At 59.5% G+C, this 17,772-nt stretch carries 17 protein-coding genes and 2 tRNA genes; 14 read left to right on the forward strand and 5 right to left on the reverse strand.

Going from position 1 to position 17,772, the window contains the following annotated elements; translation table 11 throughout:
- The first annotated feature begins 187 nt into the window (after positions 1–187).
- From ACEXKH_RS07850 to typA, 4 genes are all read left to right on the forward strand, one after another.
- Positions 188–688 (forward strand): bifunctional nuclease family protein, encoded by a 501-nt coding sequence (locus ACEXKH_RS07850; RefSeq protein WP_373573700.1) that lies wholly within the window; start codon positions 188–190, stop codon positions 686–688.
- A 30-nt stretch (positions 689–718) separates the two neighbouring features.
- Entirely contained in the window at positions 719–1,075 is a 357-nt protein-coding gene (locus ACEXKH_RS07855) for a hypothetical protein (RefSeq protein WP_349100054.1), read from the forward strand.
- Positions 1,076–1,105: 30 nt separating this feature from the next.
- Positions 1,106–1,555 carry a hypothetical protein gene (locus ACEXKH_RS07860; RefSeq protein ID WP_089572580.1) on the forward strand — a complete coding sequence of 150 codons (450 nt, stop codon included), beginning with the start codon at positions 1,106–1,108 and terminating at the stop codon, positions 1,553–1,555.
- A 117-nt stretch (positions 1,556–1,672) separates the two neighbouring features.
- Positions 1,673–3,511 (forward strand): translational GTPase TypA, encoded by a 1,839-nt coding sequence (typA, locus tag ACEXKH_RS07865; RefSeq protein WP_118226034.1) that lies wholly within the window; start codon positions 1,673–1,675, stop codon positions 3,509–3,511.
- 128 nt (positions 3,512–3,639) lie between these two features.
- Here typA and ACEXKH_RS07870 read toward each other — a convergent pair whose 3' ends face one another.
- From ACEXKH_RS07870 to ACEXKH_RS07890, 5 genes are all read right to left on the reverse strand, one after another.
- Positions 3,640–4,785 (reverse strand): hypothetical protein, encoded by a 1,146-nt coding sequence (locus tag ACEXKH_RS07870; protein ID WP_373573701.1) that lies wholly within the window; start codon positions 4,783–4,785, stop codon positions 3,640–3,642.
- 105 nt (positions 4,786–4,890) lie between these two features.
- Entirely contained in the window at positions 4,891–5,580 is a 690-nt protein-coding gene (locus ACEXKH_RS07875; RefSeq protein WP_346963410.1) for a trimeric intracellular cation channel family protein, read from the reverse strand.
- A 209-nt stretch (positions 5,581–5,789) separates the two neighbouring features.
- Positions 5,790–6,797 carry a hypothetical protein gene (locus ACEXKH_RS07880; RefSeq protein ID WP_373573702.1) on the reverse strand — a complete coding sequence of 336 codons (1,008 nt, stop codon included), beginning with the start codon at positions 6,795–6,797 and terminating at the stop codon, positions 5,790–5,792.
- Between the two features lie 244 nt (positions 6,798–7,041).
- A tRNA-Ser gene (locus ACEXKH_RS07885) sits at positions 7,042–7,132 on the reverse strand.
- Positions 7,133–7,180: 48 nt separating this feature from the next.
- Positions 7,181–7,271 (reverse strand) — tRNA-Ser (locus ACEXKH_RS07890).
- 494 nt (positions 7,272–7,765) lie between these two features.
- On the opposite strand from ACEXKH_RS07890, the gene rpsF reads away from it, so the two are divergent.
- The 10 genes from rpsF (at position 7,766) to ACEXKH_RS07940 (ending at position 17,592) form a co-directional block, all read left to right on the forward strand.
- On the forward strand, positions 7,766–8,059 hold the full coding sequence (gene rpsF / locus ACEXKH_RS07895; RefSeq protein ID WP_006235831.1) for a 30S ribosomal protein S6: 294 nt from the start codon (positions 7,766–7,768) through the stop codon (positions 8,057–8,059).
- A 48-nt stretch (positions 8,060–8,107) separates the two neighbouring features.
- Positions 8,108–8,560, forward strand: coding sequence for a single-stranded DNA-binding protein (locus ACEXKH_RS07900; RefSeq protein WP_055310294.1), 453 nt, complete (start codon positions 8,108–8,110; stop codon positions 8,558–8,560).
- A 72-nt stretch (positions 8,561–8,632) separates the two neighbouring features.
- Entirely contained in the window at positions 8,633–8,899 is a 267-nt protein-coding gene (gene rpsR / locus ACEXKH_RS07905; RefSeq protein WP_006235829.1) for a 30S ribosomal protein S18, read from the forward strand.
- 15 nt (positions 8,900–8,914) lie between these two features.
- Positions 8,915–9,454: a 50S ribosomal protein L9 gene (gene rplI / locus ACEXKH_RS07910; protein ID WP_215673713.1), complete on the forward strand. Its 540-nt coding sequence runs from the start codon at positions 8,915–8,917 to the stop codon at positions 9,452–9,454.
- Between the two features lie 218 nt (positions 9,455–9,672).
- Positions 9,673–11,070, forward strand: coding sequence for a replicative DNA helicase (dnaB, locus tag ACEXKH_RS07915; protein ID WP_195362310.1), 1,398 nt, complete (start codon positions 9,673–9,675; stop codon positions 11,068–11,070).
- 93 nt (positions 11,071–11,163) lie between these two features.
- Positions 11,164–12,450, forward strand: coding sequence for an adenylosuccinate synthase (locus tag ACEXKH_RS07920; RefSeq protein ID WP_373573703.1), 1,287 nt, complete (start codon positions 11,164–11,166; stop codon positions 12,448–12,450).
- A 121-nt stretch (positions 12,451–12,571) separates the two neighbouring features.
- Positions 12,572–13,876 carry a phosphoribosylamine--glycine ligase gene (gene purD / locus ACEXKH_RS07925; RefSeq protein WP_373573704.1) on the forward strand — a complete coding sequence of 435 codons (1,305 nt, stop codon included), beginning with the start codon at positions 12,572–12,574 and terminating at the stop codon, positions 13,874–13,876.
- A 21-nt stretch (positions 13,877–13,897) separates the two neighbouring features.
- Positions 13,898–14,593: an NUDIX domain-containing protein gene (locus tag ACEXKH_RS07930; RefSeq protein ID WP_195232596.1), complete on the forward strand. Its 696-nt coding sequence runs from the start codon at positions 13,898–13,900 to the stop codon at positions 14,591–14,593.
- Positions 14,594–14,840: 247 nt separating this feature from the next.
- A complete protein-coding gene (locus ACEXKH_RS07935) occupies positions 14,841–16,613 on the forward strand; it encodes an ABC transporter ATP-binding protein (protein WP_373573705.1) in 1,773 nt (590 codons plus the stop codon).
- A 19-nt stretch (positions 16,614–16,632) separates the two neighbouring features.
- Positions 16,633–17,592 carry a hypothetical protein gene (locus ACEXKH_RS07940; RefSeq protein ID WP_195362309.1) on the forward strand — a complete coding sequence of 320 codons (960 nt, stop codon included), beginning with the start codon at positions 16,633–16,635 and terminating at the stop codon, positions 17,590–17,592.
- Positions 17,593–17,772 lie beyond the last annotated feature (180 nt).

Consider the following 17,772-nt stretch of genomic DNA (forward strand, 5'->3'; position numbering starts at 1 on the left):
CCATCAAAACGTTAAGAGCCCTGGGGCATTGCCTCGGGGCTTTTTTCTTATCTAACAGAAGTAGTCAAAATAGCCCCGTCCCAAATTAACTGCTTTGATTTTGTGTGCTGGGCGAAAGATTGGGTAGTATAGCTATTCAATGCGGCGACCCTGCCGTGTGTTAACCGCTACGTACCGGAGGTGTTCCATGGTTCGTGTCGACATAGAGACCATCGTCATGGCCGCCGGTCCCGTGCCATCGCTTATCGTGCTTCGCGAGCGCTGCGGCAAGTCGGATTCGCCGGCGCCCCTGCGTTCGCTTTCCATTCAGACCGGCTCGTTTGAGGCCGCGGCCATTAGCCGTGGCATCGATAGCGGTCGCGCCGAGCGCCCGATAACGCATGACCTGCTGCTTGACACCGTCGACGCCCTGGGCGCCAAGCTCGAGCGCATCGAGATCGTTCGTGCCGAGCCGCCGGTGTTCTATGCGACGATTGTCGTGCTGGTCGATGGTGACGAGCGCAAGATTGACGCCCGCCCCAGTGACGCCATTGCCCTTGCCGTGCGCAGTAATGCCCCCATGTTCGTGGAGGACGACATCATGAATCGTCTGGGTACCGTTTCTGCCCATGCCGGGGAAGTTGACGACGAGCAGGAGTTCGAGAAGTTCGACGAGTTCGTCCATACGCTCTCCCCCGATGATTTCTAAATGTCTGGCACGCGAGCGGAGAGGTCGCTGATGGGTACCCGCGTATCAGCTGAAGCGGCCGCCATCGCGCGTGAAGCCCAGATGCGCTCGGAGGCATCCGAGGCGGCTCGCATCGCCTATGTGACGCAGGCCCGCACGCTTCGCGAACGCCGCGGCTCCTATATCAAGATGGTTATCATCTCCGCCCTTGTCGCGGTAATCTGTTCTCGTCTTCGTGGTACAGTTGGTGCGCTTGGGTTTTCGATTTCAACAGGCTTGGTAATCTGGGGTGTGGTCGATGCGGTAATGCTGACCAACCAGATCAAGGTACTCGACAAGCGCGCGATGGATATGACGCGCGCCCGCGACGCTGCCGCCAAGATCGCTGCCGAGGCACAAGAACTGTAACGACGCCGGATTCGATGGGAAGGTCTAGAGATGGCACAGGATATGCAGGACGCCGGTAACGTCTCCGCCGAGCTCGACGCCATGGTGTGTGACCTGATTGGTGCGTTCTTGGACGACCTTGCCGCCGGCGAGAATCCGGGCGTAGTTGTGGCGATCGAGGACGCTGCTTCCAACCGCTATCTGGCGGCACTCGACGAGGACGGCGAAGAGGCGTGCCTCGAGGCCGCCACTAACTTTATCTCCGAGCACAAGATGGGTCTTAAGGACGAGGGCCTGGGCCGTATCGCCCGCTATGCCATCGGCTATACCGGCTGCGTCGAGATTGACGGCGGCTACCATGACGCTCTGCTCGTGAGCTTCTTTGAGACGACGCTCGAGAGCGGCTTTTCGGCGTACGTGCTGTATGAGGGCATGGGTGCCGGCGATGGTTTTATGTGGAGCGACCCTGAACCTGCAGGTGAGGAAACCCCTCTCATCTAAAATCGCTAAAATAAACGAGTTTTCGGTAAAAGGCTCAATATTCCCGCTGAGCGTTACATCGCTGGGCGGGCCGCATACGCGTGCCGTTTGTATATGGATAGAAGATAGGGGAACTACATGCGCGTAGACAATCTGAGGAACATCGCCATCATCGCCCACGTCGACCACGGCAAGACGACGATGGTCGATAAGCTCCTGCGTGCCACGGACGCCTTCCGTGCCAACCAGCAGGTCGAGGACCGCGTCCTGGACTCTAACGACCAGGAGCGCGAGCGCGGCATCACGATTCTCGCCAAGAACATCTCTATCGAGTACAAGGACGTCAAGATCAACGTCATCGACACCCCGGGCCACGCCGACTTTGGCGGCGAGGTCGAGCGCGTGCTGCGTATGGCCGACGGCGCCCTGCTGCTGGTCGACGCCTTTGAGGGCCCCATGCCCCAGACCCGCTTCGTGCTGCGTCACGCTATCGACACCGGCCTCAAGATCATGATCGTCATCAACAAGATCGACCGTCCGGGCGCCAACCCCGAGAAGGCCTACAACGACTGCCTGGACCTTATGGCCGACCTGGGCGCTACCGACGACCAGCTTGAGTTCGCCATGGAGCACGTGGTCTACGCCAGCGCCATGAACGGCTTTGCCCGCCTTGACCCCAACGACGGCAACATGGACATGTATCCGCTGCTCGATATGATCATCGACGACATGCCCGCGCCCGAGGTTGACGAGAACGCCCCGCTGGCCATGCAGTGCGTGACCATCGACCACTCCAACTTCGTTGGCCGCATCGGTATCGGTCGCGTGTACTCCGGCACCATTCACCAGGGCGATCAGATCCTGGTTGTGAAGAACGACGGCTCCAGCGCCACCGCTACCGTCAAGCAGCTCTTTACCTTCGACTACCTGGGCCGCACCGAGTGCCAGGAAGTCGGCGCCGGCGATATCGCCGCTGTCGTGGGCATTGACCGCACCGATATCGGCGATGTCTACACCGACCCCGAGAACCCCGTCGAGCTCGAGCCCATCGAGATCGATCCGCCGACCCTGTCCATCGTCTTTGAGGCTTCGACCTCCCCGCTCGTCGGTCGCGATGGCGACATCGTGGGCGCCCGTCAGCTCAAGGAGCGCCTGTTCAACGAGGCCGAGAACAACGTGACCATGAAGATCGAGGAGCTCGAGGACAAGAGCGGCGTCGAGGTCTCTGGCCGCGGCATTCTGCACCTGTCCGTCCTGATGGAGTCCATGCGCCGCGAGGGCTTCGAGTTCCAGGTCGGTCGTCCCCGCGTTCTGTTTAAGAAGGACGAGAACGGTAACAAGCTGGAGCCTGTCGAGCAGGCCGTCGTCGAGTGCCCGGACGAGTACTCGGGCAAGGTCGTTGAGGTCTTCGGCACCTCTGGCGGCATCATGACGAGCATGGACACCTCGGGCATCGTGACGCACCTCGAGTTTAAGATCCCGACGCGTGGCATCATGGGTCTTAAGAACCGCATTATGAACGTCACCCACGGCGAGGGCGTGTTCTACCACACCTTCCTGGAGTACGGCCCCTACGCCGGCGAGATCGGCAACCGCCAGAACGGCGCCATGATCTCCATGACCACCGAGAAGGCCGTTGCCTACGCTCTGGGTACGCTGCAGGAGCGCGGCCAGCTGTTTGTTGAGCCGGGCACCGAGTGCTACGAGGGCATGATCGTGGGCGAGCGCAGCAAGGCCGGCGACATGGTCGTCAACATCGCCCGTACCAAGAACCTGGGCAACCAGCGTTCCTCGACCTCCGATATCTCCGTCCAGCTGGTGCCGCCCCGCACCTTCTCGCTCGAGGAGGCGCTGGAGTACATCGCCGACGACGAGCTGGTCGAGATTACTCCCAAGAACATCCGCCTGCGCAAGCGTCTGCTCAACGCCACCGACCGCAAGAAGGCTGCCGTCCGCGCCGGCCAGGTCAACAAATAAGCGCTGGGGCTTATAACCGCCAATAAGAAAGGGCGTCGACCGCAATGGTCGGCGCCCTTTTTGGTGCAATGGGGCCAGGTTGCTTTGCACCACCACAAAGGTGCCTGGCCCTTTTGTGGTGGTTGCGGCTAGGCGGTGGGGAGTCCTGGCGTGTTGGAGGCTTGTTGGGGCTTGAGGTGGGCGTTGCGCCAGATGATCTGGATAACGTAGCCGAGCATAAAGACAAAGGCAACGCCGCTGATGAAGTCGCCGATGAGGGGAAGTCCTGTGAGAGCGCCTGCGGCCACACCGCCGACGGCTGCCATGGCGTAGCGGTTCTGGTTATGTCCGACCATGCGAGCGATCGCGCATCCCGCAAAGGCGGTGGAGACCAGCGCGACGCCGATCACGGCGCACATGAGGGCTCCGGCAAGCGACAGGCCGGCGATAGAGATAATCAGCAACAATACGGCAGGGACAATGGCTACCGTACCCAAAAGACCGCTCACCCACAGGGGCGTGGGGTGCTGGTGGAGCATTCCGGCGGCGCTGACGGTCGCTCGCGGAAAGACGAGCTCGAGCAGCAGAGCGGCAAAGCAGGTCGAGAGCGCCGCGGCGACGATGCCGCCGATGACATCGTTAATGGTGGAAGTATCTTCGTTCTCGGTGCGGTCGATCTTGAGCGCGCCGACCTCGGCTCCTGCGGCGCGCTCGGGGTCCTCGGAAACATGCGCGTTCACGGTGCCGGTAATGCGGGCATTCTTGCCCAAGACGAGCTTGTCGGCCCAAACCTCGACATCGCCCTCGACGGTGCCGTCGATGGTCACCGTATCGCCTGCAAGTGCTGCCGACTTGGCGGAGCCTCGTAGGGCAACTGTCTCACCCATCGCGTAAAAACAGTTGGCGGTGCCACCAGTGTTGAGCACGACATGCTGACCGGCTACCGTCACGCTGCCATCGATTGCGGTTTTGGAGATATCGATGGTGCGCGCCGCCAGGCGAACGGCGCCGCCCACAGTGCAGTCGCGAATCGACAATCTCTCGCCTGCCGCGATAATATCGCGGCCGATGGAAGCGTCGTCTAGGTTAAGGCTTTGGCCGGCCCAGTACAGGTCGCCTTCGACGCCAGACGGATTTGAGTCAACTTCGGTTGCGAGCACGTTGCCCGCGGTGTCTGTGCCGGCGAACGACGTCGTGGGAAGCGCGGTCAGCGCAAGTGCAATCAGTGCGAATAGGAGGGCGATGCGGCCACGCGTTTTACGGCGTCGGGACGACGGTGCTAGGTTGCAAGGCATAGTGAATCCTTCGTTAGATACTCGACATGTATCTAACAGGGTACCCAACGCGCGGGCGCTCTAAAAGAACCTCTCAGTTGCATTTCGGGGACGAGCCCGCGCCACCTACTTTTTGCGATGCAAAAAACGTGCGATGTCTTCCTCGGTGGGGCTTTTGATATCAAAGCGCAGCGAGAGCCAGCGCAGACCCATGGTCACCGCGACGCATACGACCAGCGCGGCGACATTGCTCATGATGCCGCTCATAACGAGACACACATAGCTTGTCGATCCGGCGATGGCGGCGATGGCATAAAAGTTAGTACGTTGGAAAATGCCCGGAACCACGCCCATAAAGCCGTCGCGCAACATGCCGCCACCCACCGCGGTGAAAAAGCCCATCATGATGCATACGGCCGGCGCAAAGCCATAAACCAGTGCTTTGTCCGCTCCGGTGGCGGCGTAGATGCCGACCGAGATGATGTCGAGCAATGGGATGAGTTTCTCGGGTTTATCGACGATTGCCGGGAAGATGTAGATGATGGCCGCCGTGGCAATGGAAAGCGGGAGTGCCATCGGCTGATTGAGGATGTAGACGTTGCCCACCTGCAGCGTCATGTCGCGTAAAAGACCGCCGCCCAGGCCACAGACCACGGCGAGTGCGACCGCGCCCACCAGGTCGAGCTTGTGCTCGCGCGCGACCAGCACGCCCGAGATCGATGCCGCGACAACGGCGAACATCTCGAGCCAAAAGGGGATAGCGACCATGGCATCCGAGGCATGTGAGGTAACGGTTATAGCGGCGGCGACGGGCAAGATGGGTTCCTTTGAGTTACGGGTTTAGACAATGCCCGTACATAGTACATGTTCGGCGCCGATTGCGACCCTACTGCTCGGCAAACGGTCGGGACTGGGTGCGGTCATAGGTTCCAAACATGTACATCAGCCTCCAAAGATGTCGAAAAATGTCGTTTTTGGAGGGTGGTGTACACGTTTGGGGGAGCACGGGGCGAGTGGGGCCGTCGTTACTCAGAAGGCGACTCTTCGGCTTGATCGCTCTTCCAGTTGCGGATAAGTACCTTGCGCAGTTCGTTTTGCCTTCGCTGATGCTCGGCATCTACGCAACGAGGCATGCCGAGCGCTTCGCGGATATTGTTCATGGCGCGGTGGAAAGCGAGTTGGCTTGCAAATTGCGTCGAGGTGAGCGTGACGATGCGATAGCCCATTTGGGCGAGCACGGCCTCTCGCTCCGCATCTGCTCCCTTGCGTTCGACCTCGTCGTGAAAGCCGCCCTTATATTCGATGCTGAGCTCTCTTCGCTTATAGGTAATGAGGGCATCGATTTTAAGCGTTCGAGCTTTGGTGCAATGCCAAAGTCGTTTAGGGATTTCGAGTGGCTTGTTGAGTTCGACACCTCGGATGCCAACGCCGCCTTCGCTCGTCGGGAGTGAAAGGGCGATAGCGGATGCGGTTTCCATGGGTGAGGCTGAGTGGTCGTAGATATGTCTGAGCGCGAGTCTGGCGCGTGTGGCACCGGGTTTGCCGGGGTGCCGATCGAGCAGTTCGACAATTTCGTCCTTGGAAGTGGTGGCTGGCTGCTCGGTATAAGGGTCATCGGGATTAAGCCCCATGCGATAATCACCGCAAACTTCGTAGCCGTATTCGAGGTGTTCGATTCTGTCCATCCACTCGGCAGCGAATACGAAGGTAAGGGCTTCGTCGGTGATAAAAATACCGGGGGTCAGCTCGTCAATATGGTCGTAGGGTAGATTTTGGCCAAGAACGTGGCAATTTACACCGTTGGCGCGGATTCGCTCGAAGGCAAATACAACGGAGATATCGATGGTCTCAAGCATGCTAGTGGGAATACCGCAGTCGGTAAGAGCCTGTCGGATGCGCGCGGTGCGTTGCTGGGTGGAGAGGCCTCTTGCGCCTATCTGGTAGTCGTGTTGCGCGACCGCTTGAACCAGGTCTTGTGGCGCATGATGGACGAGCCATGCGGTTTTATGCGTAATGAGAACAGGAGTATCCATTAGGGACCTCTCGCTTTATGCCGATATGCAGTCCTTATGTCCGTTGAAGTGAGGAAATATACCGAATGCCGGCAAAACGGCCGATCGTGCGCCGAGTGCGATATGCAAACATGTACATCAGCCTCCAAAGATGTCGAAAAATGTCGTTTTTGGAGGGTGATGTACATGTTTGGTTGGGATGTGCGGGCGAGAGGGGATCCGATAACAAAAAAGCTCCCATTCCCGGGAGCTTTCTCAACCAAAATGGCGGAGGAGGAGGGATTCGAACCCTCGTGACCTTATACAGGCCAAACGGTTTTCGAGACCGCCGCATTCAACCACTCTGCCACCCCTCCGCGTGGGGTAAAAACAAAGCAGGCTCGAAGGCCTGCTTTGGAATTAACTGGCGGAGAGTCAGGGATTTGAACCCTGGAGACGCTTTTGACGCCTACACGATTTCCAATCGTGCTCCTTCGGCCACTCGGACAACTCTCCGTTAAATGCGAAAGTCAGTATACACGAGGAATCGCAAAGTGCAAACAGAAAAGTTGGCATTTTTTGAAACGCGTGGCTTCGTGACGGGATCTAGGAGGCCAAAAACGGGCTCTGACCAGCATGGCTGCATGCGGCAAATTGTTCAAAATAGGTATTTATAGACGACGTGGCAACAATTTTAAAAATATTTGAACGGTGTTGTGAGCCACTGGTATGCATTTCGCGACCATAGCCTTGCAATTGCTGACCTGCGGTTTGATTTGGTTTGTCTCCGCAGCGCCGTATCTTGTCCACAGACCCGTCAAGCATTTGGTCAGCATTTGGTTGGAAGACGCATGAAGTGCCGTGTAAGTATGGACATATGTGGAGGTCATGAGGTTGTAGCTGCATATTCTTGCGGCCTGGGAGGTTGAAAGATATTATTACCAAGTCTTTTCCTGCTTCAGGCGCACCTTCACGACCTGAAGCCACATTTGCCCAGAGGAGGTGACAATATGAAGGCTTATGAACTGCTGTTCTTTGTTGACCCGTCGCTCGACCCCGAGACTCGTCTCGCTGTTATGAAGCGTATCGATACCACGATCGCTGAGGGCGCTGGCAAGGTCGACTCCGTTGACGAGTGGGGCAAGCGCAAGCTCGCCTACGAGATCAACGACCTCACCGATGGTGACTACACCCTCATCAACTTCCACGCAGATCCTACCCAGATCGCCGAGCTTGATCGCGTCCTGCGCATCACCGACGCTGTGGTCCGCCACATGATCGTCCGTCGCGACGACCAGGAGTAAGACTGTCGTTTTGGACTGGGCTTGTGCCCCAAGAGGAAGTAGTGAGTTATGAGCATCAATCGAGTGAACATCACCGGTAACCTCACGCGTGATCCCGAGCTGCGCGCCACCGCCGGCGGAACCCAGGTTCTGTCCTTTGGCGTCGCCGTGAACGATCGTCGCCGCAACCCGCAGACTGGCGAGTGGGAGGACTATCCCAACTTTGTCGACTGCACTATGTTCGGCACGCGCGCCGAGGCCGTGAGCCGTTTCCTGGCAAAGGGAAACAAGGTCGCGATCGAGGGCAAGCTGCGCTACAGCTCTTGGGAGCGCGACGGCCAGCGCCGGAGCAAGCTTGAGGTCATCGTCGATGAGATCGAGTTTATGAGCTCCCGCGGTGGCCAGGGTGGTTACGATCAGGGCGGTTACGCCCCCGCAGCTCCCGCGCCCGCAGCACGTCCTGCCGCACCGGTGGCTACGCCGCCCGCGGTCGACGTCTACGATGAGGACATCCCGTTTTAAGGGCTGTTCACCTATTTTTGAGTGAGAGGCGGCTTCGGTTCGCCGAAGTTGCCAAACGAAAGGTATTTTGACATGGCTAATGATTTTTCTGCACGTCAGCCGCGTCGTAAGTACTGCCAGTTCTGCAAGGAGAACACTGAGTTCATCGACTATAAGGACACTCAGCTTCTCCGTAAGTACATGACCGACCGTGGCAAGATCAAGCCCCGTCGCGTCACTGGCGCTTGCACGCAGCATCAGCATGACATCGCCAACGCCATCAAGCGCGCCCGCGAGATGGCTCTCCTGCCGTACACCGTCCCCGTGGTTTCCTCTCGTGGCAACCGCGACCGCGGCTAAGAAGGGAGACGCATCATGAAGGTTATTCTTCTCGATGAGATCAAGGGCAAGGGCGGCGAGGGTGACGTCGTAGAGGTCGCTCAGGGTTACGCTGAGAACTTCCTGTTCCCCAAGAAGCTCGCTGTTGCCGCCACCAAGGGCAACCTCAAGCAGCTTGACGAGCGTCGCAACAACATCGCCAAGCGCGAGGCCGTCCGTCTGGCTACCGCCAACGAGACCAAGGCTGCCTTCGAGGGCAAGACGGTCACCGTTGACGTCAAGGTCGGCGACGAGGGCATCCTCTTTGGCTCCGTTACCGCCGCTATGATCGCTGACGCCATCAAGGCTCAGCTCGGTATGGACATCGACCGCAAGCGCGTCGAGCTCGGTAAGCCCATCAAGGTTGCCGGTGCCCACACCGTTGCCATCTCGCTGTACCGCGAGATCAAGGCCGAGGTTGTCGTTCTCGTTGGCGTTACCGCCGAGGAGCTCGCTGCCGAGGCTGAGGCTGAGGAGACCGCTGAGGTCGCCGAGGCCGAGACCGCCGAGGTCGAGACTGAGGCTGCTGCCGAGTAGCATTTGCTGCAACGCAACAATCTTGTTCTAAGAAGGGCGCTCTGGGAGACCAGGGCGCCCTTTTGTTTTTTGCGCTGAGTGAGTGTCATGGTGAACGTTGCGTCGAAGTTCTATATACGGGACCGTTCATCCGTTTCGTTCGGTGATGATTGCCGGGGCGCGACCCGTTTTGGGACCGTGGCTGATACTATGGATGCTCGCAAGCGATATGAATGAGGATGCTCATGGCATATGACGAAAGGGAGACGGGGCTGACGGTCGAGGACCGCGGCTCCAAGTTGGGTCTCCCTCAAAACCAAGATGCAGAGGCCAATGTACTGGCCGCCATGCTGCTGTCGCCCGAGGTGGTCGAGGAGGCCCAGGTCGAGCTGCAGCCCGATGACTTCTACCGGCCCATTCATAAGACCATCTACACCGCGATGGTCGATATGTACAACAGCCGCATTCCCATCGACTCTATCTCGCTGATCGATTACCTGCGCAGCATCAACAAGCTTGATGCCGTGGGCGGCGAGGCCTACATTTTGGAGCTGATGGGTCAGACCCTGTCGCTCGTGAACTGGCAGCACCATGCCGCCATCGTTCGCCGCGACTCGATGCTGCGCGAGCTGATCGGTGCCACCAACGAGATCAACGCGCTGGCCTATAACGCCCCTACCGACACCAAAGAGGTCGTGGAGCTGGCCGAGAGCAAGCTGCTCAAGGTCACGGCGCGCGAGGTCAAGTCGAGCTATAAGACACTGACCGAGTTTATGGTCGAGGCCTATAACGAGGCCGAGGAAGTGTGTAAGGCCGGCGGACAGGCCGCGGGCGTGCCCACCGGCTTCCCGTCGCTCGACCGTATGCTTATGGGTTTCCGCGAGGGCCAGCTCATCATCATCGGCGCCCGTCCTGCTGTGGGTAAGACGTCGTTCGCTCTGAACCTGGCGCTGAATGCCGCCGCTGCGGGCTATACCGTCGGCTTCTTTTCGCTAGAGATGTCGGGCAAGGAAATTGCCCAGCGCCTGATTTGCGCCTACGCCATGATCTCGATCAGCGACTTCCGTACGGGCCGCATTAGCCCCGAGCAGTGGGCAAATATCAACGAGGCCACGCAGACCTTGTCTAAGCTCGACATCCTGATTGACGATACGCCCGGCACCACGGTGACCGAGATTCGCGCCAAGAGCCGCCGCATGCTCCATAACAAGGAGAAGGCCATCATTATCCTGGACTACCTGCAGCTGGTGAGTCCTCCGCCGGGGCGTCGCTCCGAGAGCCGTACCGTCGAGGTCTCCGAGATGTCGCGTGGTTTAAAGATCATGGCCAAGGAGCTCAAGATTCCTTTGATCGCGCTGTCGCAGCTGTCGCGTCAGGTCGAGTCCCGTACCGGCAAGCGCCCGCAGCTGTCCGACCTGCGTGAATCGGGCTCCATCGAGCAGGACGCCGACATCGTTATGTTCTTGGACCGCTCCGCCGATGAGGCTGAGGCCTCGCGTGACGATCGACCCGACGAGGGCGTTACGCGTATCGTCGTGGCCAAGAACCGTTCGGGCCCGATCGGTGACGTCGACCTGATGTTCCTGCCGGCATCCACCAAGTTCTATGAGCTTGATGGGGCGCATACCGAGGAGTAGGACAGGCGCCCGTTGCACGGGTATACTGGGAATGTTTTGTGCTTCTGCGTGCCGGCGTGGCGCGTAGACAGTCCATGAATGTAAGGAGTAAACATGCCGTCAACCGTTTTGGTCGGTGCCCAGTGGGGCGATGAGGGCAAGGGTAAGATCTGCGACCTGGTCGCCGGCGACTTCGATGCCGTCGTGCGCTATTCGGGCGGTAACAACGCCGGCCACACCATCGTCGTCAACGGCAAGAAGTACGGCCTGCACCAGGTGCCCTCCGGCATCATGTATTCCGACCATATGTCGGTGATCGGTAACGGCTGCGTCGTCAACCCCAAGGTTGTCCTTGAGGAGATTGACATGTTCGAGGCCGACGGCATCACCACCAAGAACCTCAAGATCAGTGGCAACGCGCACATCATCATGCCGTACCACATCGATCTGGATGGTGCTTTTGAGCAGAAGCTCGGCAAGAAGAACATCGGTACCACCAAGCGCGGCATCGGTCCGTGCTACCAGGACAAGATGGCACGCATCGGCCTGCGCATGCAGGACATGCTGGACGAGGCGCTGTTCCGCGACAAGCTGGAGACCGCTCTTGCCCGCGTGAATCCCGAGCTCGAGCTCATCTATCACCTGCCCACCTACACCGTGGACCAGATCTGCGACGAGTACCTGCCCATGGCCGAGCGCCTGCGCCCCTACATTACCGAGACGAGCCTGCTACTCAACAACATGATCGACGAGGGCAAGGACCTGCTGTTCGAGGGCGCCCAGGCGACGCTGCTCGACATCGACCACGGCACCTATCCGTACGTGACGTCTTCTAACTGCACCGCTGGCGGCGCCATCACCGGCTCCGGCGTCGGTATGAAGAATGTCGACCGCGTGTTGGGCGTCATGAAGGCCTATATCACCCGCGTCGGTTCGGGCCCCATGCCCACCGAGCTTTCCTATGAGTCCGAGGCCGGCCACACGCTGACCGAGGAAGGCTATGAGTACGGCGTGACCACCGGTCGCCGTCGTCGTTGTGGCTGGTTCGACGGCCCTATTGCCAACTATGCCTCACGCGTCAACGGCCTCACCGATATCGCCCTGACCAAGCTCGACGTGCTTTCGGCCTTCGACACCATCAAGGTGTGCGTTGCCTACGACGTCGATAGCGAGCGTTACACGAGCGTGCCTGAGCACCAGGTGCGCTTTGAGCATGCCAAGCCCATCTACGAGGAGCTCCCGGGCTGGAAGTGCGATATCACCGGTTGCCGCAGCTTTGACGAGCTGCCGCAGGAGGCTCAGGACTACGTGGCGTTTATCGAGGATCTGGCACACACCCGCGTGACGTTCATTGGCGTCGGCGCCGATCGCGAGCAGATCATCAACCGATTCTGGAAGTAATCGGCACTATTCGGTTATTGCGATATACCCCTTTGCAGCCCAAGCGGGCGGCCGAGGGGTATATTTGCTTTGTAATGGGTCCGCATGGTTGGCGGGCCGTTCATCCATAGAGGAGGCACCCTTGAAGGCGGACACTCAAACCATCGACATCCTGTTGTTGGGCAGCGGCGGCCGCGAGCACGCTTTGGCAGCTAAGCTCGCAGCATCACCGCGCGCCGGCAAGCTCTACATTGCGCCGGGTAACGGCGGCACCGCGAGCTGCGGCGAGAACGTGGTTCTCGACGATTGCGATCCTGCGGCCGTGGCGGCGTTTGCCCAGAGCCACGGATGCGGACTCGTGGTGATTGGCCCCGAGGCTCCGCTCGTGGCGGGCGTAGCCGATGCCGTGCGCGCGGCGGGCATTCCCTGCTTTGGCCCGGGTGCCGAGGGCGCTCAGATGGAGGGCTCCAAGCTATTCTCCAAGCAACTCATGGAGCGTGCCGGCATTCCGACGGCAGCCTATGGCTCGTTTACCGACGAGGCTTCGGCTCTTGACTACGTGCGCGAGCAGGGCGCCCCGCTGGTCGTGAAGGCAGACGGCCTGGCCGCAGGCAAGGGCGTTATCGTGGCGACTGAGCTTGCGCAGGCCGAAGAGGCCGTGCGTGAGTGTTTTGGTGGCACCTTTGGTGATGCCGGTAATACCGTGGTCATCGAGGAGATGCTGACCGGCCCCGAGTGCTCGCTGCTGGCCTTTACCGACGGCAAGACCGTGCGCCCCATGGCCACTTCGCAGGACCACAAGCGTGCGCTCGAGGGCGACAAGGGCCCCAACACCGGTGGCATGGGCGTCTACAGCCCGGTACCCATCGTGACCGACGAAGAGCACGCCACGATGGTGAAGGTCATGGAACAGACCGTGGCCGAGCTTGCTGCCGAGGGCATCGACTACCGCGGCTGCCTGTATGGCGGCTTTATGCTCACCCCCGCCGGCCCCAAGGTGCTGGAGTTCAACGCCCGCTTTGGCGACCCCGAGACGCAGGTCGTGCTGCCGCGCCTCAAGAACGACCTGGTCGAGGTTATGCTCGCCTGCGCCGACTGCGAGCTTGATCAGATTGAGCTCGATTGGCGTGACGAGTGGGCCGTGGCTGTTGTCCTGACGAGCGCGGGCTACCCCGGCAGTTACGAGAAGGGCAAAGTCATCACCGGCATCGCCGACGCCGAGTCCATGGAGAACGTGACCGTGTACCATGCCGGCACCGCCGTGGTGGACGGTCAGCTCGTGACCAACGGCGGTCGTGTGCTTGCCGTGACCGCGCTGGGCGACACATTTGAGAACGCCCGCAACCTTGCCTACGAGGCTTGCGAGAAGATTGATTTTGAGGGCAAGACCCTGCGTCACGACATTGGCCTGCGCGCGCTGCGTGGCCGCGACGCCTGGGATGCCTAAAGTCCGAGAGGGATGAGACGGATGGACGAGAAGAACGAAGAGCTCGTGGACGCGCAGATCGTCGAAGAGGACAGCCGCATGTATGGGCACGCCGAGGGCGAGCCTGGTGGCGAGGTCGCTGACGAGCCGGCGCTGGTGCTGGGCGACGACGACCCGCACGATGCCGAGCTGCACGAGAAGATTCTTTCGGAGGAGTGCGCCTGGAAGGGCAAGATCCTCGACGTCCACCGTCTTGAGGTTGAACTGCCCAACGGTCACCGCAGCGCCCGCGATATCGTTCGCCATCCGGGTGCGGCGGCCGTTGTGGCACTGACCGAGAGCGGCAAGATCGTACTGGTGCGTCAGTACCGCACCGCCATCGACCGCGTGACGGTCGAGATTCCCGCCGGCAAGCTCGATCCAGGCGAGGACCCGCTCGATTGCGCCAAGCGTGAGCTGCATGAGGAGACGGGCTTTAGGGCCGGTCGCATTCGCTTTTTGACGTCGATTGTCACGTCCTGCGGCTTCTGTGACGAGATCATTCACATCTACCTGGCCACCAAGCTCGAGTTTGATGCGCCCAACCCCGATGATGACGAGTTTGTCAACGTGGATCTGGTGCCGCTGCACGAGCTGATCGACGCCGTGCTCGACGGCAAGATCGAAGATGCCAAGACCGTCGTGGGCGCCTTGGCCTGCGATAGCATCGCGCATCGCTTGGGCGGAGCCGAGCTCTAGGTTACGCGGTTTTACCAAACCGCGTAACGAGTCGACGCTGTAAACGCCCCTAAGCGGCAATCTGCCTTTCAATCGTCGCTCGCGTACCGAAGTACGCGTCGCTCCTCTTTCAAGGCACCTTGCTCGCTTAGGGACGTTTTCGCTGACGCTGCCAGAACATCGGCGTTATGTTTGTTGGGACGCTTTGTTTTCAGCCCGACCGGTTCAACCGGATTTCTCACGCTATTTATTTCTCTCCGAGGACTGCATGTTTAGAAGGTTTTTGTCTTATTACAAGCCCCAGATGGGGCTTTTTGTTGCCGATACTGTTTGCGCCCTGGTGCTTGCTGCCATTGACCTGGCGTTCCCCATTATCCTGCGTAATCTGACCGGCGGGCTCTTTACCCAGGGTCAGGCTGCTATTATGCAGGCGCTCGGTATGATCGCGGTCGGCTTGGTACTGATGTATGCCATCCGTTGCGCCTGCCGCTACTTTGTGAGCTATTGGGGCCACGTGATGGGCGCGCGCATGGAGTCCAAGATGCGCGAGGACCTGTTCGATCAGTACGAGCGCTTTAGCTTTGCGTACTTCGATCGCAACAGCTCGGGTGACATGATGAGCCGCGTGGTCAACGACCTATTTGATATCTGTGAGGCAGCGCATCACGTACCCGAGTGGATAATCATCTGCGGTATCGAGATTGTCGGCTCGTTTGTGATCCTCTTTACCATCGCTCCGGTGCTGGCGCTTGCCATGGTCGTGGTGACGGCGGTGTTTGCGGTCATTATGTTTTGGCAGAACATGCGCATGCGCGAGGTCTTCAGCGACAATCGCAAAAAGATCAGCGGTATTAATGCTCAACTGCAGGATTCGCTGGCCGGTATGCGCGTGGTCAAGAGTTTTGCGAACGAGGAAGCTGAGCGCTCCAAGTTCCGCGTCTCTAATGACCGCTATCTTTCGTCCAAGGAGAATATGTATCACGCCATGGGCGTCTACACTGCGACGTATGGCCTGCTCTCGGGTGTGCTGTACGTGATCGTGGTGCTGCTGGGTGGTTGGCTGGTGGCGCAAAGCCAACTGCAGCCGGTCGATATGGCGACCTTTGCGCTCTACATTTCGCTGTTCTGCACCCCGCTCGAGACGCTTGTGAACTCGGCTGAGACGTATCAGAAAGCCATCGCCGGCTTTAAGCGTATGGACGAGGTACTTTCGACCGCCCCGGATATCCAGGACAAGCCGGATGCCGCGGACCTGCAGGTGACGGCTGGCGCGGTTGAATATCGCGATGTGTGCTTTAGCTACGAGGACGTTGAGTTGGGCGAGGGCGGCGCCGACGGACGCCCTGTTATCGACCACATGGATCTGTCCATCAAGCCCGGACAGACCATTGCCCTGGTTGGCCCCTCGGGCGGTGGCAAGTCCACAACGTGTTCGCTGCTGCCGCGCTTTTATGACGTGGCTGAGGGATCCATCAGCATCGACGGGCAGGACGTGCGCGACGTGACGCAACAGAGTTTGCGCCGTGCTATTGGCCTGGTGCAACAGGATGTTTATTTGTTTGACGGTACGATTGGCGAGAACATCGCCTACGGCAAGCCAGGCGCCACGGCAGAAGAGGTCGCCGAGGCCGCCCGCCGCGCCAATATTGATGCCTTCATTGAGTCCCTGCCGCAGGGCTACGACACGGTCGTGGGCGAGCGCGGCAGCCGTCTTTCGGGCGGTCAGAAGCAGCGCGTAGCCATTGCACGCGTGTTTCTCAAGAACCCCAAGATTCTGATCCTGGACGAGGCGACGAGCGCCTTGGATAACGAGAGCGAGGAGGCGGTGCAGGAGTCGCTCGAGCGCCTGGCGCGCGGTCGCACCACGATCATCATCGCTCACCGTCTCTCGACCATTAAACATGCTGACGAGATTGCGACCGTCGAGCATGGTCGCGTTGTGGAACGTGGTACGCACGAGCAGCTTCTCGCCCGTGGCGGCACCTATGCCCGTTACTATCGAATGCAGTTCGAAGGTGCGCGTGCGCACGAGCTCGACTGATTGATATGACAGGAAGTATATGGCTGAGAAGAACCCTTTGACTCCGGAAGAAGTGACGGAGTTATTCTCCGAGATCGACGCATCCGGCGTTTTGGATCCGACGCTTGCCAAAAAGCGCACCGAGCGCATGCGCGAAAAAGAGGCAGCGGCCAAGCGCGGCGACAAGGCGGCGCTGGCGCAGCTTCGCAGCGAAGATCGCGCAAGCCAGACAAAACAGATCGACCCGCTGTCCGAGGACGACCCTTCGGGCTCGCAGGTGAGCCATACCATTACGAAGACCGCTATGGCTGTGGTCATCGGCATCCTTGTACTGATCGTGGGCATGCAGATTGGCTACGGCGTGATGCGCCGCCTGAACACTGCCAACCTGTCCGAGAGTGTTTCGGTGGATACCGTTTCCACGGCACTGAAGGGCGGCCTTGAGTGGGGTAACGGCTTTACGCAGTTCCCGCTCGACTTTAGCGTCGACGAGGCGGACGAACGTACGGGCACGGTTGAGGTGACGGTGTTGGACACGTCGTCTGCCAACGAGCTCGAGCTGCTGTCCAACGGGCAGATCCAGGCCGCGGCGCTTGCGACCAACGCGCTGCTCAACGATAAGATTGACCGCGTGGTGTACAACGTGCACGCCTATATCGATGAGGACAGCAACATTCAGCACGATTCCTTCTTTGGCATGTTCCCCGCGAGGGGTCATCAGAGCGCCATTTTGACGTTTGTGTGGACCAAGAGCTCTTCGACCGCCACGAACATCGACTGGAAGATGCATATCGTGAGTATGGACGACACGATTTCCGAGCGCATTCAAAAGCAGGTGAACTCGGTGTCGTCGCTGATTGAGGACCCGTCGGTGAGCCAGACCAAGATTGACGAGGAAAAGGCCGAACGTGACCTGGAGCATCGCCTGCACGGTCGCGAGATCTTCCGCGGTGGCAAGCCCGACCGCACGCCGTCCGATCTGCTGGAGCAGGACAAATAAGACGCCATCATCCCGCGTGAGCCAAATGCCCGCGCGGGATGATTTTTCTGGGACGGGGATTAAATAAGGCTCTGTTAGACCAGGATTGACATACATGTGTCCTCACGGTGCCATATCGTTGACCCCATAGACCGCGATGATGGGGGCAGCATGAACGCCGAAGACCTGGTCCTCAACTTC

Source organism: Collinsella aerofaciens ATCC 25986 (assembly GCF_964259375.1).
Classification (GTDB): Bacteria; Actinomycetota; Coriobacteriia; order Coriobacteriales; family Coriobacteriaceae; genus Collinsella; species Collinsella aerofaciens_BO.